Consider the following 15,545-nt stretch of genomic DNA (forward strand, 5'->3'; position numbering starts at 1 on the left):
TACTGCGCCGAGGGCGACTGCGCCACCCAGGCCAAGCGGCAGCGGGAACTGCGGCGGGCCACACCCGGGCTCGAAGGCGCTCTCGCGCGGGCCGAAGAACTCTACGAGCAGATCGAGCAGAGCATGACCACGGCGCTCGCGCCCCTCGCCGAAGCCCTGCGGGCCGAGACGGACCCGGCCGAGGTCGAGGCCCGGCTCGCCGAGGTCCGCGGCGAAGCCGCCAGCGCGGTCGCGGCCGCGAGAGCCGAGCGCGACGAGGTCACCGGGCGCGCCGAGGCGCTCGCCGAGCCGCTCGCGTCCGCGCGGGCCGAGGCCGATCAGCACGCGAGCGCGTCGCGTGAAGCCGAGGCGCGGGCCAAGGAGGCGGTCGCGGCGCGTCTGGAGTCGGTCCGGGCTGCCGAGCGTGCCGCTGAGGAGGCGCGGGCGGCTCGGGACGAGGCCGCCGGCGCGGTGGCCGATCGGGATACGGCGCTGGCCGCGGCGGAGGAAGCCCGGGCTGCGGCGGCGTCGGCTCGCAATGAGCGGGACCGGGCCTTGGACGAGCAGGCCGCCGCTGAGGCGGCCGCGGTGCAGGCGCGCGGTGAGGCGGAGGCGGCGCGGGCTCGGGCCGATGAGGTCGCGGCCGAGGCCGCGGGTGCGGTGCGGGCGGCCGAGGAGGCGCTGCGGCGTTCGGATGAGCGTGCATCGGCGTTGGTCGCGGAGCGCGACGCCGAGCGGGGCCGTGTGGAGTCGCTGGTGGCGGAGTTGGCGGTGGCGCGGCGGGACGCCGAGCGTGCGACCGCTGAGGCTGATGCGGCTCGCGATGCTTTGGCGCTCAAGCGCACTGAGGCCGAGTCGTTGGCCTCGGACCAGCGGGTGCTGGCCTCGCGCCTGGAGGCGGCCTCGGCGGCCGAGGCCCGGGCGCGGTCGGAGGTGGACGCGTGGCGTGAGCGCGCGCTGGCGGCCGAGGCGCGGTGGCCGGAGCAGTCGGGACGGGAGGCGGAGCGGTAGCCCGCTCCCCCGCTGTCCGGCTTCAATTCAGGAGTTCGGCGGTGTGGTCGGCGAGCCGGGCCCGGACCTGCTCGCCGGACATGCCGTCGTGGCTTATGAGGTGTTCGATGAGGTCGGCGCGAGTGGCGGCCCCGAGGTGCGGATTCACCAGACCCTCGCGGATCCTGGCCGAGCCGCGGGCGCCGAGGACCGCACCGCCGATACCGTCCTGCGTGTCACCGGCCGCGAGTCGCGCAGTCTTCGCTAGGTCCTCGAACGGGAGCTGGCGGGGCAGCCGTCGGCATCGGGGTAGGCCGGGTTATCGCACCGCCGGGTGTGGCCCGGCGAGTCCAGGGAACGGTGGCATTCTGGTATCGATCGCCGACGGTTCGGTCTCAGTGCCGCGGGCCGTCGTCTGCGACGGTGATGGCGGTTTTGCCCAAGGCGCGGCCTTCGCGCAGGTTGCGCAGTGCGTCGGGGACCTCGTCGAGGGGGTGGGTACGGCCGATGACGGGGCTGAGGGCGCCGTCGGCGAGCATGTCGGCGAGGCTTTCGAGGTCGGCGCGGTTCTCGGTGCTGAGCATGCCGGTCAGTGTTCGACGGCTGAACGCGGAGGCGGCGCGGGCGCGCACGAGCCGGTCGAGTCCTCCGAGCCATTTGCCCGGTGCTTCGGATCCCACGGCGACCAGGGTGCCTCGCGCGGTGAGGAGGCGGCTCAGACGCCTGATCGAGCGGTGTCCGGCGGTGTCGATGATCGCGTCATAGCGGGTGGCGCCGTCGGGTTCGCCGCGGGTGTAGTCGATGACGTGGTCGGCGCCGATGGCCGTGACCGCGTCGGCTTTGGCGCCGGAGCACACGCCGGTGACTTCGGCGCCGAGGGCTTTGGCGATCTGCACGGCGAACGTCCCCACTCCTCCCCCGGCGCCGATCACCATGACGTGCTGACCGGGCTGGACGGCGGCCGTGTCGCGGACGGCCTTGAGCGCCGCGACGCCGGAGACCGGGGCGACGGCGGCGCGCGCGAAGTCGACCCCCGGCGGTTTGCGGGCCAGTGTTCGCGGGCTCGCCAGGCAGTATTCGGCGAAGCTCCCGACTCCGACACCGAACACCTCGTCACCAGCGGTGAAGCCGGTGACATCGGCGCCGATGGATGCGACGACGCCGGCGAGGTCGCGTCCGGGAACGGGCCGTGCGGGTCGCCGCAGTCCGGTGCCGGCGCGGACCAGGTAGGGCAGTCCGGTGGTGAGGTGCCAGATCTCGGCGCCGAGCCCGGCGGTGTGGACGCGGACGAGGACGTCGTCGGCCCCGGGGACCGGCGGGGCGATGTCGGCCCGGTGCAGTACCTCGGGCGGGCCGTATCGGTAGTGGACGATGGCGCGCATGGTGGTGGACATGGTCGGCTCCTGAGGGAGGTTCGGAGGTGTGCCGGCTGGTCAGTCGTCGGTGTCGGGGTAGGCGAAGACCTCGTCGAGCGGTGCGCCGAACACGCGCGCGATCTGGAAGGCGACTTCGAGGGACGGCGAATAGCGGCCTTGCTCGATCGCGATGATGGTCTGTCGGGTGACGTTGACGCGGTCGGCGAGTTCGGCCTGGGTCATCTCACCGTTGGCGAACCGGAGCGCCTTGATGTTGTTGGTGACTCTGGTCGGTTTGCCCACGGTCACCATCCCCGGTGGTAGAGGACGATCTTCGTGACCGATGCGGTGATGGCGTTGAGGACGTAGGCGCCGTACATGGCGTTGGCGATCCAGATGTGGTCGGCTTCGAGCATCGCCAGCGCGAAGGGGCCGATCATGGCGATCGCGAGGACGTAGAAGCCGATGTGCTCGCCGCGCCGGTGGATGTCGGCGTCGCGTTCGTCCTTGCGGTCGCGGCCTTTGCGGGGCGCGGGTGCGAGGAACATGTTCAGCAGCATTGAGGCGGCGATGCTGATGAGCAGTGGTTGCTGGTAGGCGACGTCGGCGGCGGGAGTGTCGGCGAGGCGGCCGAGGAGGTAGACGGCGTAGACGATGGGGACGGCGATGGTGGTGGTGAGGTAGCCCCAGGCGTAGCGCTCGCCGTATGGGAGTCGGGTTCGGTCGGGGCTGGTCATGACCGGGCCCTCGTCGGATCGGTGTGTGGTTCGCGGTGCATGCCATGAGTGTAAACCATATTTGACATCATGTCAACTTTTCTTTACTTATCTGGAATGGTGACGGGCCCCGCACCATCGTGGTGCGGGGCCCGCTGTGGTGAGGGTGTCAGCCGGCGGTGCAGGTCACCGCTGGTGCGGCGGCCGTGCCGGAGGCGACGAAGCCCCAGGCTTCGATGGTCTGGCCGGCCGCGATGCTGCCGTTCCAGCCCATGTCGGTGGCGCTCACCGAGGTGCCCGCGGCGGTCACTTGTGCGTTCCAGTGGCTGCTGAGGCTCTGGCCGCCCGGCCAGGTCCAGTTCACGGTCCAGCCGTCGACGGCGCCGCTGCCGGCGGTGACGTGGACGTTGGCCTGCCAGCCCGAGCCCCAGTCGTTGACCACGGCGATCTCGGCGGTGCATCCGTCGCCCGGCGGCGTGCCGGGGTCGTCGGGTTCTTCGGGCGGGTTGGCGGCTCCGCCGCGCGGGGTGATGTTCTGGTTGAACACCGCTTGGATCTGTGCGCGGTCCTGGTCGATGCTCGCATCGGTGATCAGGTCCGACTGGTACAGGGGCGCGGACAGTTCGTCGAGTGCGGCCTGGGCGAACCCGGAGTCGTACAGCTCGGATTTGAGCTGGTCGAACGTCGCGGTGTAGAGGCTGCGGAATTCGGGGACGGCCAGCGCGCGTTCGACGCACGGGCAGCCCCAGGTGGTGCGCTGGGCGGCCTCGATGTCCTGTTGCACGGCCCACGGCAGGTCGTCGGAGCCGGCGGTGCCGGGGCGCGGCGGGGCCGGGAAGATGCCGTAGGCGAGGTTGTGGTCCCAGGCGACGACGGTCATCTTGCCGGTGCCGGGGGTGTACCGGAAGTAGCCGTTCTGGCCGGGGCCGTCGATGTCGTCCCAGTTGATGATGAGGTCTTGGACCGTGAGGTAGCGGGCGAACGCCTCGGTGTCGATGCGGCTGTCGAGTTCGGCGGCGAATTCGGCGTCGGTGGCGTTGTTCATCCAGTCGAGGAAGTCGAACAGGGGCTGCCAGTTGTCCTCGTCGCCGCCTTTGGGTTCGAAGGCGCCGTCGTAGGCGTCGGGGTCGTCTCCGCGGTAGGCGAAGTCCTCGTCCCATTGCTTCTTGTAGAGGATGCCGCCGTCTTTGGATCCGTCGCCGGCGGGGAAGTGCTCTTTGTCGAATGTCTTGTCGGGTTCTTGGACGATCAGGCGCAGCACCGACGGTTCGCCGTTGACGCTGAAGGCGGTCGGGAAGCTCTTGGTGGCGACCAGGCCGGCTGCTTCGAGCAGTCGCAGTGAGAGGGCCTCGTTGAGCGAGGAGTCGGTCTCGTTGGAGCGGACGGCGAATCGCTTGTAGCCGTCGAAGTCCTGTTCGGTGTACTTGTCGAGGCGGATGAGCCAGGGCAGTGAGGACGGGGAGGCGTCGGGGGTCAGGCCGAAGAGGCTGGACTGGCCTTTGAGTTTGATGCCCGAGTTCGGGAAGGTCCGGCCGTCGATGGTGACGTCGGCGCTGATCCAGATCTTCTCGCGCGTGTCGAGGTATTGCTGGACCATGTCGGCGAATTCGCCTTGGTCCATGGAGACTTGGATGTCGTGGACGGTGCCGGAGTCCCAGATCGGGCTGGTCTGGGTCGGCTCGGGGGTCTGGGCTGCGGCGGGGTTGCCTGCGAGGCCGACCGCGAGCGTGAGGGTCGCTGCGATGGCCGCCAGGGCCCGCGTGATTGGTCTCATGTGTGGTACCTCCGTGGCCGCGGAAGCGGGGTTCCGTGCTGTTTGGATGAGCCGAACCGTAGCAACGTCGCCTATGGAGAGTCTGTGTGCGAACGTGCTGTCGCATAGGCTGCGCATAGGGAATTCATAGCTTCGGGCTCTATAAAACGGTGTATGAATGCTTTCGGATGGACTGGGCTGGTCGCGGATCTGGTGCTCACGAGTGTGCTGGTGTTCGGTGTCTACTACCGCCGGCATCGCAGGCGGCACATGGTGGTCCCCTATATGGGGCTCAATGTGGGCGTGTACGCGGTGGTGACCGCGCTGCTGGGTACGGAGATCGGGATCGGGGTGGGCATCGGCCTGTTCGGAGTGCTGTCGATCATCCGACTGCGGTCGGACGAGATCAGCCACGGCGATGTGTGCTATTACTTCTCGTCGCTCGCCATTGGACTGGTGTGCGGGATTCCGCTCGAGCCGTTCTGGACGGGCCCGGTGTTGGCGGCGCTGGTGGTGGCGGTGATGGCCGTGATCGATCAGCCGCGGTGGCATCAGCGGTACCGGCAGGAGCAGGTGGTGCTCGACCGGATCTACGATTCGCGGCCGGAGTTGGAGGCGCGGTTGATCGAGTTGCTGGGCGCCGATCACATCACGCGGATCGAGACGACGGTGACCGATCTGGTGCGCGATTCGCAGACGGTGGACGTGACCTACCGGGTGGCCGGGGTGCGTGAGCGGTCCGAGCGGCGCCGACCGGTGCTCGCACGCTGAAGTTGGGAGCGCTCCAGATGTTCGGTGTCCTCTCCCCCATCGCCTTGGCCGACCTCATGGAAGTCGCCGAGCTCCAGACGCGCGTCGACCGCAAGTACCTGGTCGACCGGGCCGACCTGGCGGCGCTGCTCGAGAGCCTGTCCGGCGAGCTGGCCGTGCTCGAGATCGACCGCGTCCGCCGCTTCGCCTACGAGTCGGTCTACTTCGACACGCCCGACCTGTCCAGCTACCTCGGCGCGGCGCGCTCGCGGCGCCGCCGCTTCAAGGTCCGCACCCGCACCTACCTCGATTCGGGGCAGTGCATGCTCGAGATCAAGACCCGGTCGGGGCAGGCCACGGTCAAGGAGCGGTTCGACTACGCCGCCGGCGACCGCCACCGCCTGACCGAGGAGGGCCGGTGGCGCATCGCGACCTGCGGGCGGGTCCCGGCCAGCGCCGAGGCGTTCGAGCCGGTGCTGGTCACCCGGTATCTGCGGGTGACGGTGCTGCACGTGCCCTCGGGTGCGCGGCTGACGTGCGACACCGAGCTGCGCTTCGAGGACTTCGCCGGGCGGGTGGGGGCGATCAGCCCCGAGGTGGCCGTGCTCGAGGTCAAGAGCGCAGGTCGGACCGGGCCGGTGGACCGGCGGTTGTGGAAGGCCGGGTACCGGCCGTGTCCGATCAGCAAGTACGGCACCGGTATGGCGTTCCTGCGGCCGGAGCTGCCTGCGAACAAGTGGAACCGGACGCTGCGGCGGCACTTCGGGTGGCGTCCTGGAACGCCGCCCACGCTCGCGCCTGTCGCTCAGCGGGGTCGGAGCATGTAGCCGACGCCTCGGACGGTGTGGATGATCGGATCGGAGCGGTGGTCGAGCTTGCGGCGCAGGTAGGAGATGTACAGCTCGACGATGCTGGTGCGGCCACGGTAGTCGTGGTGCCACACCTGGCGGATGATCTGGGTGCGGCTGAGCACGCGCCGCGGGTTGCGCATGAGGTAGCGCAGCAGCAGGAACTCGGTGTTGGTCAGGTCGACGGGTGTGCCGCCGCGGCTGACGTGGCGTGATTCCTCGTCGAGGACGAGGTCGCCGACGACGAGTCTGGAGGGCGGGGCCTTGGCCGCGGTGGCGGTGCGGCGCAGGATGCCTTTGAGGCGCAGCATGACCTCTTCGAGGTCGAACGGCTTGGCGACGTAGTCGTCGGCGCCGGCGGCGAGGCAGCCGATGCGGTACCGGGTGCCGTCGGCCCCGGCCAGGGCCATGACCGGCAGGTCGGGGAACTCCGATCGGATGCGCCCGAGCAGGGCCAGGCCGTCGATGTCGGGCATCGCCAGTTCGGTGACGACCACGTGCGGGCGGTGGACGCGTATGCGTTTGAGGGCGGTCTCGCCGTCGGGCGCGGGTATGGCCTCCCATCCTTCGAGTCGGCAGGCGGTGTCGAGGATGCCGCGGACGTTCGCGTCCGGGTCGGCCGTGAGGATCCTAGTGAGGGTGGAGTCAGATCCGTCCAGCCTTGGTGTCTTAAGGGTGAACTCCACTTGAACATTCTAAACCCGGCATTCCGGATGTATCTACACCCGTCAATGTTTATTCGATGTTTCGGCGGCGCCCCGACGGTTCGAACGCGCCTTGACGTGGATTTTCTCCCCTTGCGTGCCGAAGATGCTGAGAAACTCGACCGGCTCGGGCCCCGGGTTCATGAAGCCGTGCGGGACCCGCGTGTCGAACTCGACGGCTTCGCCGGGGCCGATGACGAAGTCGTGCGGGCCCAGGGCCAGGCGCAGCCGCCCCGAGAGGATGTAAAGCCATTCGTAGCCCTCGTGCACGCGCTGCTCGATGCGCTCGCGCGGCTCGGGATCGACCGGGCGGATCTGCTTGTACGCCTGGAGGCCGCCGAGATTGCGCGTCAGCGGGATGAACGTCTGGCCGTAGCGCTGGAACGGGCGCATGTGCACGCGCGGGTCGCCGGTCGTGGGCGCGCCGACGAGGTCGTCGAGCTGGACCCCGTGGGCCTTCGCCAGCGGTAGGAGCAGCTCCAGGGTGGGTTTGCGCTTGCTCGATTCGAGCCGCGAGAGCGTGCTCAACGAGATGCCGGTGGTCTCGGCCAGCTGGGTGAGCGTGGTACCGCGCTCGCGGCGCAGGTCTTTGAGCCGTGGGCCGACCCCGGTGAGGACGCCGGCCAGTTCGCTGTTCTCCATGCCCCAACATTGCCATAACGGCAAGATAGTTGCCATTGGCTCGCTCGCGGCGGACGATCATGGGAACGGAATCGAAAGGACCGATCATGGGAAACGAACGCTTTGAAGTCGTGGTCATCGGCGGCGGGGCCGCCGGACTCAGCGGCGCGGTCGTGCTCGCGCGGGCACGGCGCGAGGTGCTGGTCATCGACGCCGGACGGCCGCGCAACGCACCGGCCGACGGCGTCCACTCCTACCTGACCCGCGACGGCATGAGCCCGGCCGACCTGGTCGACGCCGGCCGGGCCGAGCTGCGCGGCTACGGCGGGCGGATCCGCGAAGGCACCGTCGAGCGCATCGACAAGCTCGAAGGCGGCTTCCGGGTGCACCTGGCGGGCGGATCCGCCGTCGAGGCCGACCGGCTGCTGGTGGCCACCGGAGTGTCCGACCGACTGCCGCCCGTACCGGGCCTGGCCGCCCGCTGGGGCAAGGACGTCCTGCACTGCCCGTACTGCCACGGCTGGGAGGTCCGCGACGAGCCGATCGCGATCCTGGCCACCAGCGCGCTGGCCGTGCACCAGGCGCTCATGTGGCGCCAGTGGTCGCCGACGGTGACGCTCCTGCGGCACACCGCCGGCCCGTTCTCGCCCGACGACGAGGAACGGCTGGCCGCGCGCGGCATCGCCGTGGTCGACGGCGAAGTCGCCGCGCTCGACGTCGCCGAGGACCGCCTGGTCGGGGTGGCCTTGGCCGAGGGCGCCTCGGTGGCGTGCCGGGCGCTGGTCGTGGCCTCGCGCATGGACGCCACGGCACCGTTCCTGGCCGATCTGGGACTCGAACCGGTCGAGATGCGACGCGAGGGCGAGGTGATCGGCACCTATGTCGAGGCCGACCCGATGGGCGCGACCTCGCAGCCCGGGGTGTGGGTCGCCGGCAACGTCGCGAACCTCATGGCACAGGTCGTCTCCTCGGCCGAGGCCGGAGTGCGCGCGGCGGGGGCGATCAACATGGACCTGATCGACGCCGAGACCGACCGGGCGCTGGGGGCCCGCAGGCTCGAGTTGAGCCGGTAGTGCCCGCCGGGGCGGCCATCACGTCCGCCCCGGCACGGCCTCACGGCTCGACCGGTTCGGCCGTGAAGACCCGGACCTCGGCGGGCCGCGCCCGCAAGGCGTCCAGGCGCTCGCCGGCGCGGGCGTGGTGATCGGCCGCCAGGTGCGCTTCGAGGCTGTCCATGTCCTGCCACTGCTCGACGCACACGAACCGGTCGGCATCGCCGATGTCCTGGTAGAACGTGTAGTGCAGGCACCCGGCGTCCTCGGCGAGCGTCGAGGCCTGGAGCTCGGCCAGGCCCTGCTTGAAGGCCTCGCGGGTCTCGGGCTTGGCGTACAGGAACGCGTGAACGACGATCATGGCGCCCACCCTAGGCCCTATATCGATTGCCGCCGCGCCCGATCGGGCCTAGTGTGCGGTCGATGAGTGCGAACAGCGGGCCGGCGCGCTACGGCCACCTCGACTTCAACTCCCCCATCGCGCCCTGGCGGGCCGAGCGGCTCGTCGCCGCCCTCGCGGCCGCGAGCCCGGCCAGCATCGTCGACATCGGCTGCGGCTGGGGCGAGTTGCTCCTGCGCCTCGCCCAGGCCGCCCCCGACGCGAGCGCGACCGGGGTCGACTCCGACGCCGAACTGCTCGACCGCGCCCGCGCGAACGCCGCCGAGCGCGGCCTGAACGAGCGGGTCGCCTTCGTCGAATACCAGGGCGAATCGTGGACCGAACCGGCCGACCTGGTGATCTGCGTCGGCGCCTCCCACGCCTTCGGCGGCAGCGCCACCGCGCTCGCCGAACTCGCCCGGATCGTCGAACCCGGCGGCCGGCTGCTGTTCGGCGACGGCTTCTGGGAGCGGGTGCCGAACCGGGACCGGCTCGACCACATGTGGCCGGGGACGACCGCCGGCGATTTCCTGGAGCTGGCCGACCTGGTCGACGCCGGCACGGCCGCCGGCCTGCGGCCGCTGCGCGTCGAAGCGGTCGAGCAGTCCGAATGGGACGACTTCGAGTCGGACTTCGCGGCCGACACGGAGACCTGGCTCCTGGCCAACCCCGCATCGCCCGAGGCGGCCGGGATCCGCGAGCGGGCCGACCGGCACCGCGGCTGGTGGCTGCGCGGCCACCGCCGGTTCCTCGGCTTCGCGTACCTCACGCTGGGCCGGCCGGTCGCCTAGGCGCGGCGCGCCCGCCAGGCCGCCAGGGCCTCTTCGGCGTCGATCAGGCCGAAGTTGAGCGGCGGGCCGTCGACCGGGCCGATCAGCGCCTTGCGGATCCGCTCGTTCAACGCCTCCAGCGCCCGACGCACCTCGGCCTCCTCATCGAGCGCGTCGAGGAGGGCCGGGAGCTGGTCGACCTCTTTGCGCAACCGCAGCGCCGGCGGCAGGGCTTCGGCGCCGATGTTCTCGCGGGTGGCCTTCTGCCGCAGCCACCAGTCCTCTGTCTGCGGCGAACCGATGCCCGGCAGGGGCTTGCCGGCGCCGGGGAGGTTCTGGAACTCGCCGCGCCGCTCGGCCTCTTGCATCTGGCGTTCGACACCGCGCGCCAACCGTTCGCTCATGGGCGCCTCCTTGGTGTGGGGCCCATGATATCCGGTTCAGCCGGAGGCGCGGACGACCAGCGCGACGGCGATGAACTGGGCGATGTAGGCGGCGAGGGTGAAGGCGTGGAAGACCTCGTGGAAGCCGAACCACCGCTCGCTGGGGTTGGGGCGTTTGAGGCCGTAGACGACGCCGCCGGCGGTGTAGAGGACGCCGCCGGTGAAGATGAGCACGGTCGCCGGGACACCGGCGCCGTCGATCAGCTGCGGCATGACGAACACGGCCACCCAGCCCAAGACGATGTACAGGGCGGTGTAGAGCCAGCGGGGCGCGCCGAGCCACAGGGTGCGGAAGGCGACCCCGGCCACCGCCCCGACCCAGACGACGGCCAGGAGCGCGACGCGGGCGGACCCGTCGAGCGCGAGGACGGCCACGGGCGTGTAGGTGCCGGCGATGATGAGGTAGATGTTGGCGTGGTCGAGGCGTTTGAGCCGCGCGGTGGCCACAGCGTCGAGCCGGGAGCGGTGGTAGGTGGCAGAGACGCCGAACAGGGACGCGGAGGCCGCGACGTAGACGGCGGCCGACAGCCGCGCCGGGAGGGTCGGGCCGGTGGCGACCAGGAGGAGACCGGCGGCGATCGCGGCCGGGAAGGCCACCAGGTGGAGCCAGCCGCGCAGGCGCGGCTTGACGGGCTCGAGGTCGCCGGCAGGTTCGAGGAGCGTCTCGGTCACGGGCTCGTTTCGGGTGCTGCGCTGGGCGGTTGCCATGTCTCGACGATACGCGCCGCGGTTACCGGCAGGTAGTGTCTTCAGTCCCCCGGTCGGGGTGGTGCTAGGCCTACGGTGGGCCCTCAGCGCCGCGTCGTAGGGGCGCCTACGCTCACGCTCCGATGCGGCTTCGCCGCCCGGCCGCGAGGGTGGTCGTATGAAGTTCTCTCCTCGTCTGTACCGTCCGGTCATCATCGTCCACGTGGCCGCATCGGTCGCCTGGCTCGGCCTCAGCCTCGCCCTGCTCGTCCTCGGCGTCGCCGTCATGACCACCGGCTCGGCGCCCCTGCAGTTCGCCGCGGGCACCGCGATGTCGCTGCTGGCCTCGACCATCGCCGTGCCGGTCGGCGCGCTCGCGCTCGCCTCCGGCCTCGCCTTGGCGGCGGGGACGCGCTGGACGCTGCGCTACCGGTGGGTGCTGGCCAAGCTCGTCGCCACCTGCGTGACGTTCGCGCTCACGATCGTGCTGCTGCGCCCGGGCCTGGCGGCCCTGGCCGCGGAGCTCGACCCTGGCCGGGTGCTGGCGGTCGACGCCGATGTGATCGCGGGCCCGGCGGTGTCCTCGGCGATCTACGTCGGCGCGATCGCGCTGTCCTATGTCAAGCCGTGGGGAGCGGCCGGGCGGCCCTCGCGTCGGCCCCGGCGGCGAGCGCCAGCGCCTGCCGGTAGTAGCCGATGAGGGCGTCGCCTTCGGCTTCCCAGGTGCGGCCGCGGACTTTCGCACGGCCCCGGCGGCCCCAGGAGCGCAGCAGATCCCGCTGCTCGGCCAGCGCGGCCACGATCTGAGCGAGGGCGGCGGCGTCGCCGGGCGGGAAGTGGGCGCCGTCGACGCCGGGGTCGACCAGCTCGGCCGCGCCTCCGGCGTCGACGCAGGCCACGCCGACGCCGGAGGCGTGGGCCTCCTGGATGGTCTGCCCGAACGTCTCGTAGGGCCCGGTGTGGACGAACAGGTCGAGGGAGGCGTACAGGCGCGAGAGGTCGGCCCCGTGGAGGTTCCCGAGGAACGCCGCCTGCGGCATGAGCCGTTCGAGGCCGCGGCGCCGAGGGCCGTCGCCGGCGATGACCAGGCGCACGCCCGGCAGGGCGGCGACGGCCTTGAGCAGGTGGAGGTGTTTTTCGCGGGCGAGGCGCCCGACGTAGCCGACCAGGAGGGCCCCGTCGGGCGCGAGCGTGTCGTGGAGGGTCCGGTCCCGCCAGGCGGGGTCGAAGCGGGCGGTGTCGACCCCGTGGGGCAGGACCGCGACGCCTTGGATGCCTTGGGCGGCGAGGGCGCGGGCGGTGCATTGGGTGAGGGCGAGGTTGACGCACGCGCGGGAGTGGATGCGGCGCAGGCGCCGCCACACGAGCTGCTCGAACGCGGTCAGGTGGTAGGCGCGGGTGTAGGCGGGCAGGTCGGTCTGCCAGACGGCGACCGCGGGGATGCCGGTGCGGGCGGCGTACTCGGCGGCTCGGCCGGTGTAGCCGAACGGGGAGGCGAGGTGGATGACGTCGGGCCGGTGGGTGTCGAGGGCGGTGTCGAGGGTGCGGGTGGCCAGGCCGGCGCGGAAGTTCCGGTAGGCGGGGACGGGCAGGGAGGGCACGTGGACGACCGGGCACGGGTAGACGGGGCGGGGGCCGGCTCCGGGCGCGGGGGCGATGACGACGGGTTCGTGTCCGCGCTCGGCCAGGTGCTCGGCGGTGCGGGCGACCGACCGTGCGACGCCGTTGACCTGCGGCGGAAACGACTCGGTGACGAGGGCGACTTTCATAGACGCAGCGTATGGGCCGCTGTGGGCCGCGGAGGGAATGCGACATGGCGCGGATTTGAACCGTTGCCGACACTCCCGCGATGGCTTGCGGCGCTGGGCAGCAGGGGCGGTGTCACAGGTGCGCGGTAGGTATTGGAGGATGCACGAAGCCCAAACGAGCCGAAGCGGCTCGCACGATCCGCTAGGAGTCCGCGATGTCACTGTCTAGTGCCGACATCACTCATCTGGAATCGGTGCTGGCGCAAGGGAAGAAGCCGAAGGTGATGTTCACCGACGCGGCGGGGCAGGTCGCCGGGAAGTCGGGGAAGGTCGTCGCGCTCGAGGAGGCCAGGGACGGCGATTTCGTCCTGGTCGCGTTCGGGTCGGACCAGTTGCCGTTCTCTCCCGCCGAGCTGCGCCTGCCGGCGCGCGGCGAGACCGCCCGCGCCAAGACGCCCCGCCAACGCACCACCGGGACCGAGCCGGCGCCGCCGCCGGGTCCGGGCCTGCTGCCCGATGCGCCGCCGGTGGCGCGCACACCCGAAGAGAGGAAGTCGACGAGCGTGTCCGAGACCGAGAACAAGGCCCCTGAGCCGGCGCCGCGCAAGAAGGCCGCCAGGGCGCGGTCGGCGAAGGACAAGCACCCGGAGCTGACGGTCACGTTGACCTATGAGGACGGCGAGTGGGCCGTCGCGACCGCCAAGGGCGCGCGCACCCTCGTCAAGGGGGTGCACGTCTCGCACGCCGCGGCGCTGTCGATGTGCGCCGCCGCTGAGTCGGCCGAGGTGAACGAGATCGTCACCGAGGTGGTCGACAAGATCCGCTCCGAGGCGGCCGAGGAGGCCGCGGCGCTGCGCAAGCGACTGGAGGAGGCCGAGGCGAAACTGGCCGAACTCGGCGACCTCAAGTAGCGCGACGGCAGCGCGAGTGGACGCTCACCCGCGGGCGTGTTTGATGTAGATCATCACCGCTTCGCGGGTGGTCTTCACTCCGAGGGTGCTGCGGGCGGCGGCGATGCGGCGGTTCGCGGTGCGCAGGGACACGAATTCGGCTTCGGCCGCCGCGGCGATGGTCGAGCCGGCCGCGAGCCGGTTGAGCAGGGCCCGCTGCTCGGGGTCCAGATCGAGGCCGTCGTCGAGTTCGGGCCGGCCGGGCGTGTGGCCGAGGGGGCCGACGCGGCGCAGGTCGGCGGCGAGGGCGAGCGCGATCGGGCCGGTCGCGGTCGCGATGACGCCGGCGCCGCGGGCGGCGGCGAGCACCGCTTGGGAGGCGGTGTGGTCGTCGGCGACGGTGCCGTGGGCGAGCAGGCGGCGCTCGGCCAGGTCCCAGGCGGGCTCGAACAGCGCGAAGCCGCGGTGGGCCTTCCAGCCGGCCGCGGCGCAGCGGCGCACGAGCTGGTCGGCGTCGCCGTTGCTCGTCACCACGTGCAGCGGGATCGGTTCGGTCATGAGCCACCGCCGCCGGCATCGAGGAGGACGGCCGCTTCGGTGCGGGTCTTGGCGCCGAGTTTGCGCATCCCCGAGCGGATGTGGGTCTCGACGGTCTCGGCGGTGATGCCGAGGATCTCGGCGATGCGCCGTGAGGGGTGCCCGCCCGCGACGTGGCGCAGCACTTCGATCTCGCGGTCGGTCAGGCCGCCGCCGCCGCGGGCCGAGCGGCGGTCGCGGCGCACGTCGTGGCGGCGCAGGGACCGCTTGGCGCGCCCGGCCAGGACGGTCAGGCCGTGGTGCTCGGCGATGGCCTCGGCCGCTTCGAGCGCGGCGATGGCGTCGGCGGCCTCACCGGAGTGGGCGGCGAGAGCGAGCAGGCAGCGGACCTGTTCGCGCGCGGCCAGGCCGTCCCAGGCGTCGGCGGCGGCCTTGAACGCGGACCCGCGGGCCTCGTCCCAGGCACGCAGGGTCGCATCGACCGGTGCGGGCCAGGCGGCCGTGCCCGCTTCGAGCGGGTCGGTGCCGGTGTCGTAGGCGATCCACCGGCCGGTGATGTGGGCGAGGCCGCCGACCAGGCCGCCGTCGCCGTCGAACGGTTCGGGGTCGGGCTGGCCGTCGAGCCAGGCGGTCTCGTGGTCGAGCCAGGCGACGAGCGAGCCGAGGGCCGCCGGCGGGTCGGCCAGCCGCGCCAGGCGGGCCCTGGCCGTCCCGAGGGCGCCGGTGTCGGCCTCGGCCAGGGCGATGGCGGCGACGATGAGGGTGTCGGCGACGGCCGGGAGGGTGTGGTCGGCCAGGGTCTGGGCGGTGGCGATGAGATGGTCCAGTCCGGTGCCGGTCAGGACCAGGCACCATGCGGCGGCGGCGAGGAACCGCGTCTGCCACGAGTAGGCGCCGTCCTCGGCGCACCGCGCCGCGGCCTCGCGGGCGGCGGCCTCCGCCTCGCCGATGCGGGCCGCATCGGCCAGGGCGATGACGCGCGTCCACGCGCACCAGTTCGCGGTCGTCGCGTCCCCGGCGGCCCGGGCGAGCGCCTCGGCCTGTTCGAGCGCGGCCGGGTCGTCGCCGGCGAGCGCGGCGGCCAGCCCGGGATGCTCGACGCGACCGGCCCACCTGCCGCGCAGGTCCTCGGCGATCGCCGCGCGCGCGCCCGGCGGGGCGGACAGGACGCGCAGCTGGTCTTTCTCGGCGCCGTCGGGTGCGCCCTCGAGCGCGGCGGCCGCGGCGGGTCCGTCGCCGACGGCGAGGTGGGCCCAGGATCGCGCGAGCGCCGCCTCGGCGCCGCCGTGGCCCTCCAGAACGCCCAGGGCGGCCCGTGGCCGC

The 15,545-nt window shown here is 71.9% G+C and carries 20 protein-coding genes; 7 read left to right on the forward strand and 13 right to left on the reverse strand.

Annotated features, from left to right (window positions below; all coding sequences use genetic code 11):
* On the forward strand, positions 1-990 hold a 990-nt coding region (locus tag ACYVK3_RS18520), incomplete at its 5' end, for a hypothetical protein (RefSeq protein ID WP_460498814.1).
* 22 nt (positions 991-1,012) lie between these two features.
* Here ACYVK3_RS18520 and ACYVK3_RS18525 read toward each other — a convergent pair.
* The 5 genes from ACYVK3_RS18525 to ACYVK3_RS18545 form a co-directional block, all read right to left on the reverse strand.
* Positions 1,013-1,138, reverse strand: a complete 126-nt coding sequence (locus ACYVK3_RS18525; RefSeq protein WP_460498815.1) for a hypothetical protein — start codon at positions 1,136-1,138, stop codon at positions 1,013-1,015.
* 226 nt (positions 1,139-1,364) lie between these two features.
* On the reverse strand, positions 1,365-2,363 hold the full coding sequence (locus ACYVK3_RS18530) for an NAD(P)-dependent alcohol dehydrogenase (protein WP_460498816.1): 999 nt from the start codon (positions 2,361-2,363) through the stop codon (positions 1,365-1,367).
* Between the two features lie 39 nt (positions 2,364-2,402).
* Positions 2,403-2,636: a helix-turn-helix transcriptional regulator gene (locus tag ACYVK3_RS18535; RefSeq protein ID WP_460498817.1), complete on the reverse strand. Its 234-nt coding sequence runs from the start codon at positions 2,634-2,636 to the stop codon at positions 2,403-2,405.
* Complete coding sequence (locus ACYVK3_RS18540; RefSeq protein WP_460498818.1) at positions 2,630-3,061, reverse strand: hypothetical protein; 432 nt, start codon at positions 3,059-3,061, stop codon at positions 2,630-2,632. The genes ACYVK3_RS18535 and ACYVK3_RS18540 overlap by 7 nt, the downstream gene beginning before the upstream one ends.
* Before the next feature lie 148 nt (positions 3,062-3,209).
* Complete coding sequence (locus ACYVK3_RS18545; protein ID WP_460498819.1) at positions 3,210-4,814, reverse strand: CotH kinase family protein; 1,605 nt, start codon at positions 4,812-4,814, stop codon at positions 3,210-3,212.
* A 153-nt stretch (positions 4,815-4,967) separates the two neighbouring features.
* Here ACYVK3_RS18545 and ACYVK3_RS18550 point away from each other — a divergent pair, with 153 nt between their 5' ends.
* Positions 4,968-5,564, forward strand: coding sequence for a DUF4956 domain-containing protein (locus ACYVK3_RS18550; protein WP_460498820.1), 597 nt, complete (start codon positions 4,968-4,970; stop codon positions 5,562-5,564).
* A gap of 17 nt (positions 5,565-5,581) precedes the next feature.
* Complete coding sequence (locus ACYVK3_RS18555; RefSeq protein WP_460498821.1) at positions 5,582-6,370, forward strand: polyphosphate polymerase domain-containing protein; 789 nt, start codon at positions 5,582-5,584, stop codon at positions 6,368-6,370.
* Here the strand turns inward: ACYVK3_RS18555 and ACYVK3_RS18560 are convergent.
* Together ACYVK3_RS18560 and ACYVK3_RS18565 are read right to left on the reverse strand one after the other, a co-directional pair.
* The gene (locus ACYVK3_RS18560; RefSeq protein ID WP_460498822.1) at positions 6,349-7,077 is read right to left on the reverse strand and encodes a response regulator transcription factor; all 729 of its coding nucleotides are present in this window, start codon (positions 7,075-7,077) and stop codon (positions 6,349-6,351) included. The genes ACYVK3_RS18555 and ACYVK3_RS18560 overlap by 22 nt on opposite strands.
* Positions 7,078-7,119: 42 nt before the next feature.
* Positions 7,120-7,737 (reverse strand): helix-turn-helix domain-containing protein, encoded by a 618-nt coding sequence (locus ACYVK3_RS18565; protein ID WP_460498823.1) that lies wholly within the window; start codon positions 7,735-7,737, stop codon positions 7,120-7,122.
* Positions 7,738-7,823: 86 nt separating this feature from the next.
* Here ACYVK3_RS18565 and ACYVK3_RS18570 point away from each other — a divergent pair, with 86 nt between their 5' ends.
* Positions 7,824-8,789: an NAD(P)/FAD-dependent oxidoreductase gene (locus ACYVK3_RS18570; protein WP_460498824.1), complete on the forward strand. Its 966-nt coding sequence runs from the start codon at positions 7,824-7,826 to the stop codon at positions 8,787-8,789.
* A 40-nt stretch (positions 8,790-8,829) separates the two neighbouring features.
* Here ACYVK3_RS18570 and ACYVK3_RS18575 read toward each other — a convergent pair whose 3' ends face one another.
* A complete protein-coding gene (locus ACYVK3_RS18575; RefSeq protein WP_460498825.1) occupies positions 8,830-9,129 on the reverse strand; it encodes a putative quinol monooxygenase in 300 nt (99 codons plus the stop codon).
* A gap of 62 nt (positions 9,130-9,191) precedes the next feature.
* On the opposite strand from ACYVK3_RS18575, the gene ACYVK3_RS18580 reads away from it, so the two are divergent.
* Positions 9,192-9,938 (forward strand): SAM-dependent methyltransferase, encoded by a 747-nt coding sequence (locus ACYVK3_RS18580; protein WP_460498826.1) that lies wholly within the window; start codon positions 9,192-9,194, stop codon positions 9,936-9,938.
* On the opposite strand, the gene ACYVK3_RS18585 is transcribed toward ACYVK3_RS18580, so the two are convergent.
* Both ACYVK3_RS18585 and trhA read right to left on the reverse strand, forming a co-directional pair.
* The gene (locus ACYVK3_RS18585) at positions 9,935-10,321 is read right to left on the reverse strand and encodes a DnaJ family domain-containing protein (protein WP_460498827.1); all 387 of its coding nucleotides are present in this window, start codon (positions 10,319-10,321) and stop codon (positions 9,935-9,937) included. The two genes, ACYVK3_RS18580 and ACYVK3_RS18585, sit on opposite strands and share 4 nt — an antisense overlap.
* Positions 10,322-10,357: 36 nt before the next feature.
* Positions 10,358-11,068 (reverse strand): PAQR family membrane homeostasis protein TrhA, encoded by a 711-nt coding sequence (gene trhA / locus ACYVK3_RS18590; protein ID WP_460498828.1) that lies wholly within the window; start codon positions 11,066-11,068, stop codon positions 10,358-10,360.
* A 157-nt stretch (positions 11,069-11,225) separates the two neighbouring features.
* Here trhA and ACYVK3_RS18595 point away from each other — a divergent pair, with 157 nt between their 5' ends.
* On the forward strand, positions 11,226-11,747 hold the full coding sequence (locus tag ACYVK3_RS18595) for a DUF2269 domain-containing protein (RefSeq protein ID WP_460498829.1): 522 nt from the start codon (positions 11,226-11,228) through the stop codon (positions 11,745-11,747).
* Here the strand turns inward: ACYVK3_RS18595 and ACYVK3_RS18600 are convergent.
* The gene (locus ACYVK3_RS18600) at positions 11,668-12,816 is read right to left on the reverse strand and encodes a glycosyltransferase family 4 protein (protein ID WP_460498830.1); all 1,149 of its coding nucleotides are present in this window, start codon (positions 12,814-12,816) and stop codon (positions 11,668-11,670) included. The two genes, ACYVK3_RS18595 and ACYVK3_RS18600, sit on opposite strands and share 80 nt — an antisense overlap.
* A 194-nt stretch (positions 12,817-13,010) precedes the next feature.
* Here ACYVK3_RS18600 and ACYVK3_RS18605 point away from each other — a divergent pair, with 194 nt between their 5' ends.
* Complete coding sequence (locus ACYVK3_RS18605) at positions 13,011-13,706, forward strand: DUF6319 family protein (protein WP_460498831.1); 696 nt, start codon at positions 13,011-13,013, stop codon at positions 13,704-13,706.
* Positions 13,707-13,730: 24 nt separating this feature from the next.
* Here the strand turns inward: ACYVK3_RS18605 and ACYVK3_RS18610 are convergent, their stop codons facing one another.
* Both ACYVK3_RS18610 and ACYVK3_RS18615 read right to left on the reverse strand, forming a co-directional pair.
* A complete protein-coding gene (locus ACYVK3_RS18610; protein WP_460498832.1) occupies positions 13,731-14,243 on the reverse strand; it encodes a LuxR family transcriptional regulator in 513 nt (170 codons plus the stop codon).
* Positions 14,240-15,545 (reverse strand): LuxR C-terminal-related transcriptional regulator (locus tag ACYVK3_RS18615; RefSeq protein WP_460498833.1); only part of this gene is annotated, 1,306 nt, incomplete at its 5' end. The genes ACYVK3_RS18615 and ACYVK3_RS18610, both read right to left, overlap by 4 nt.

It is taken from the genome of Glycomyces tarimensis (assembly GCF_054776215.1).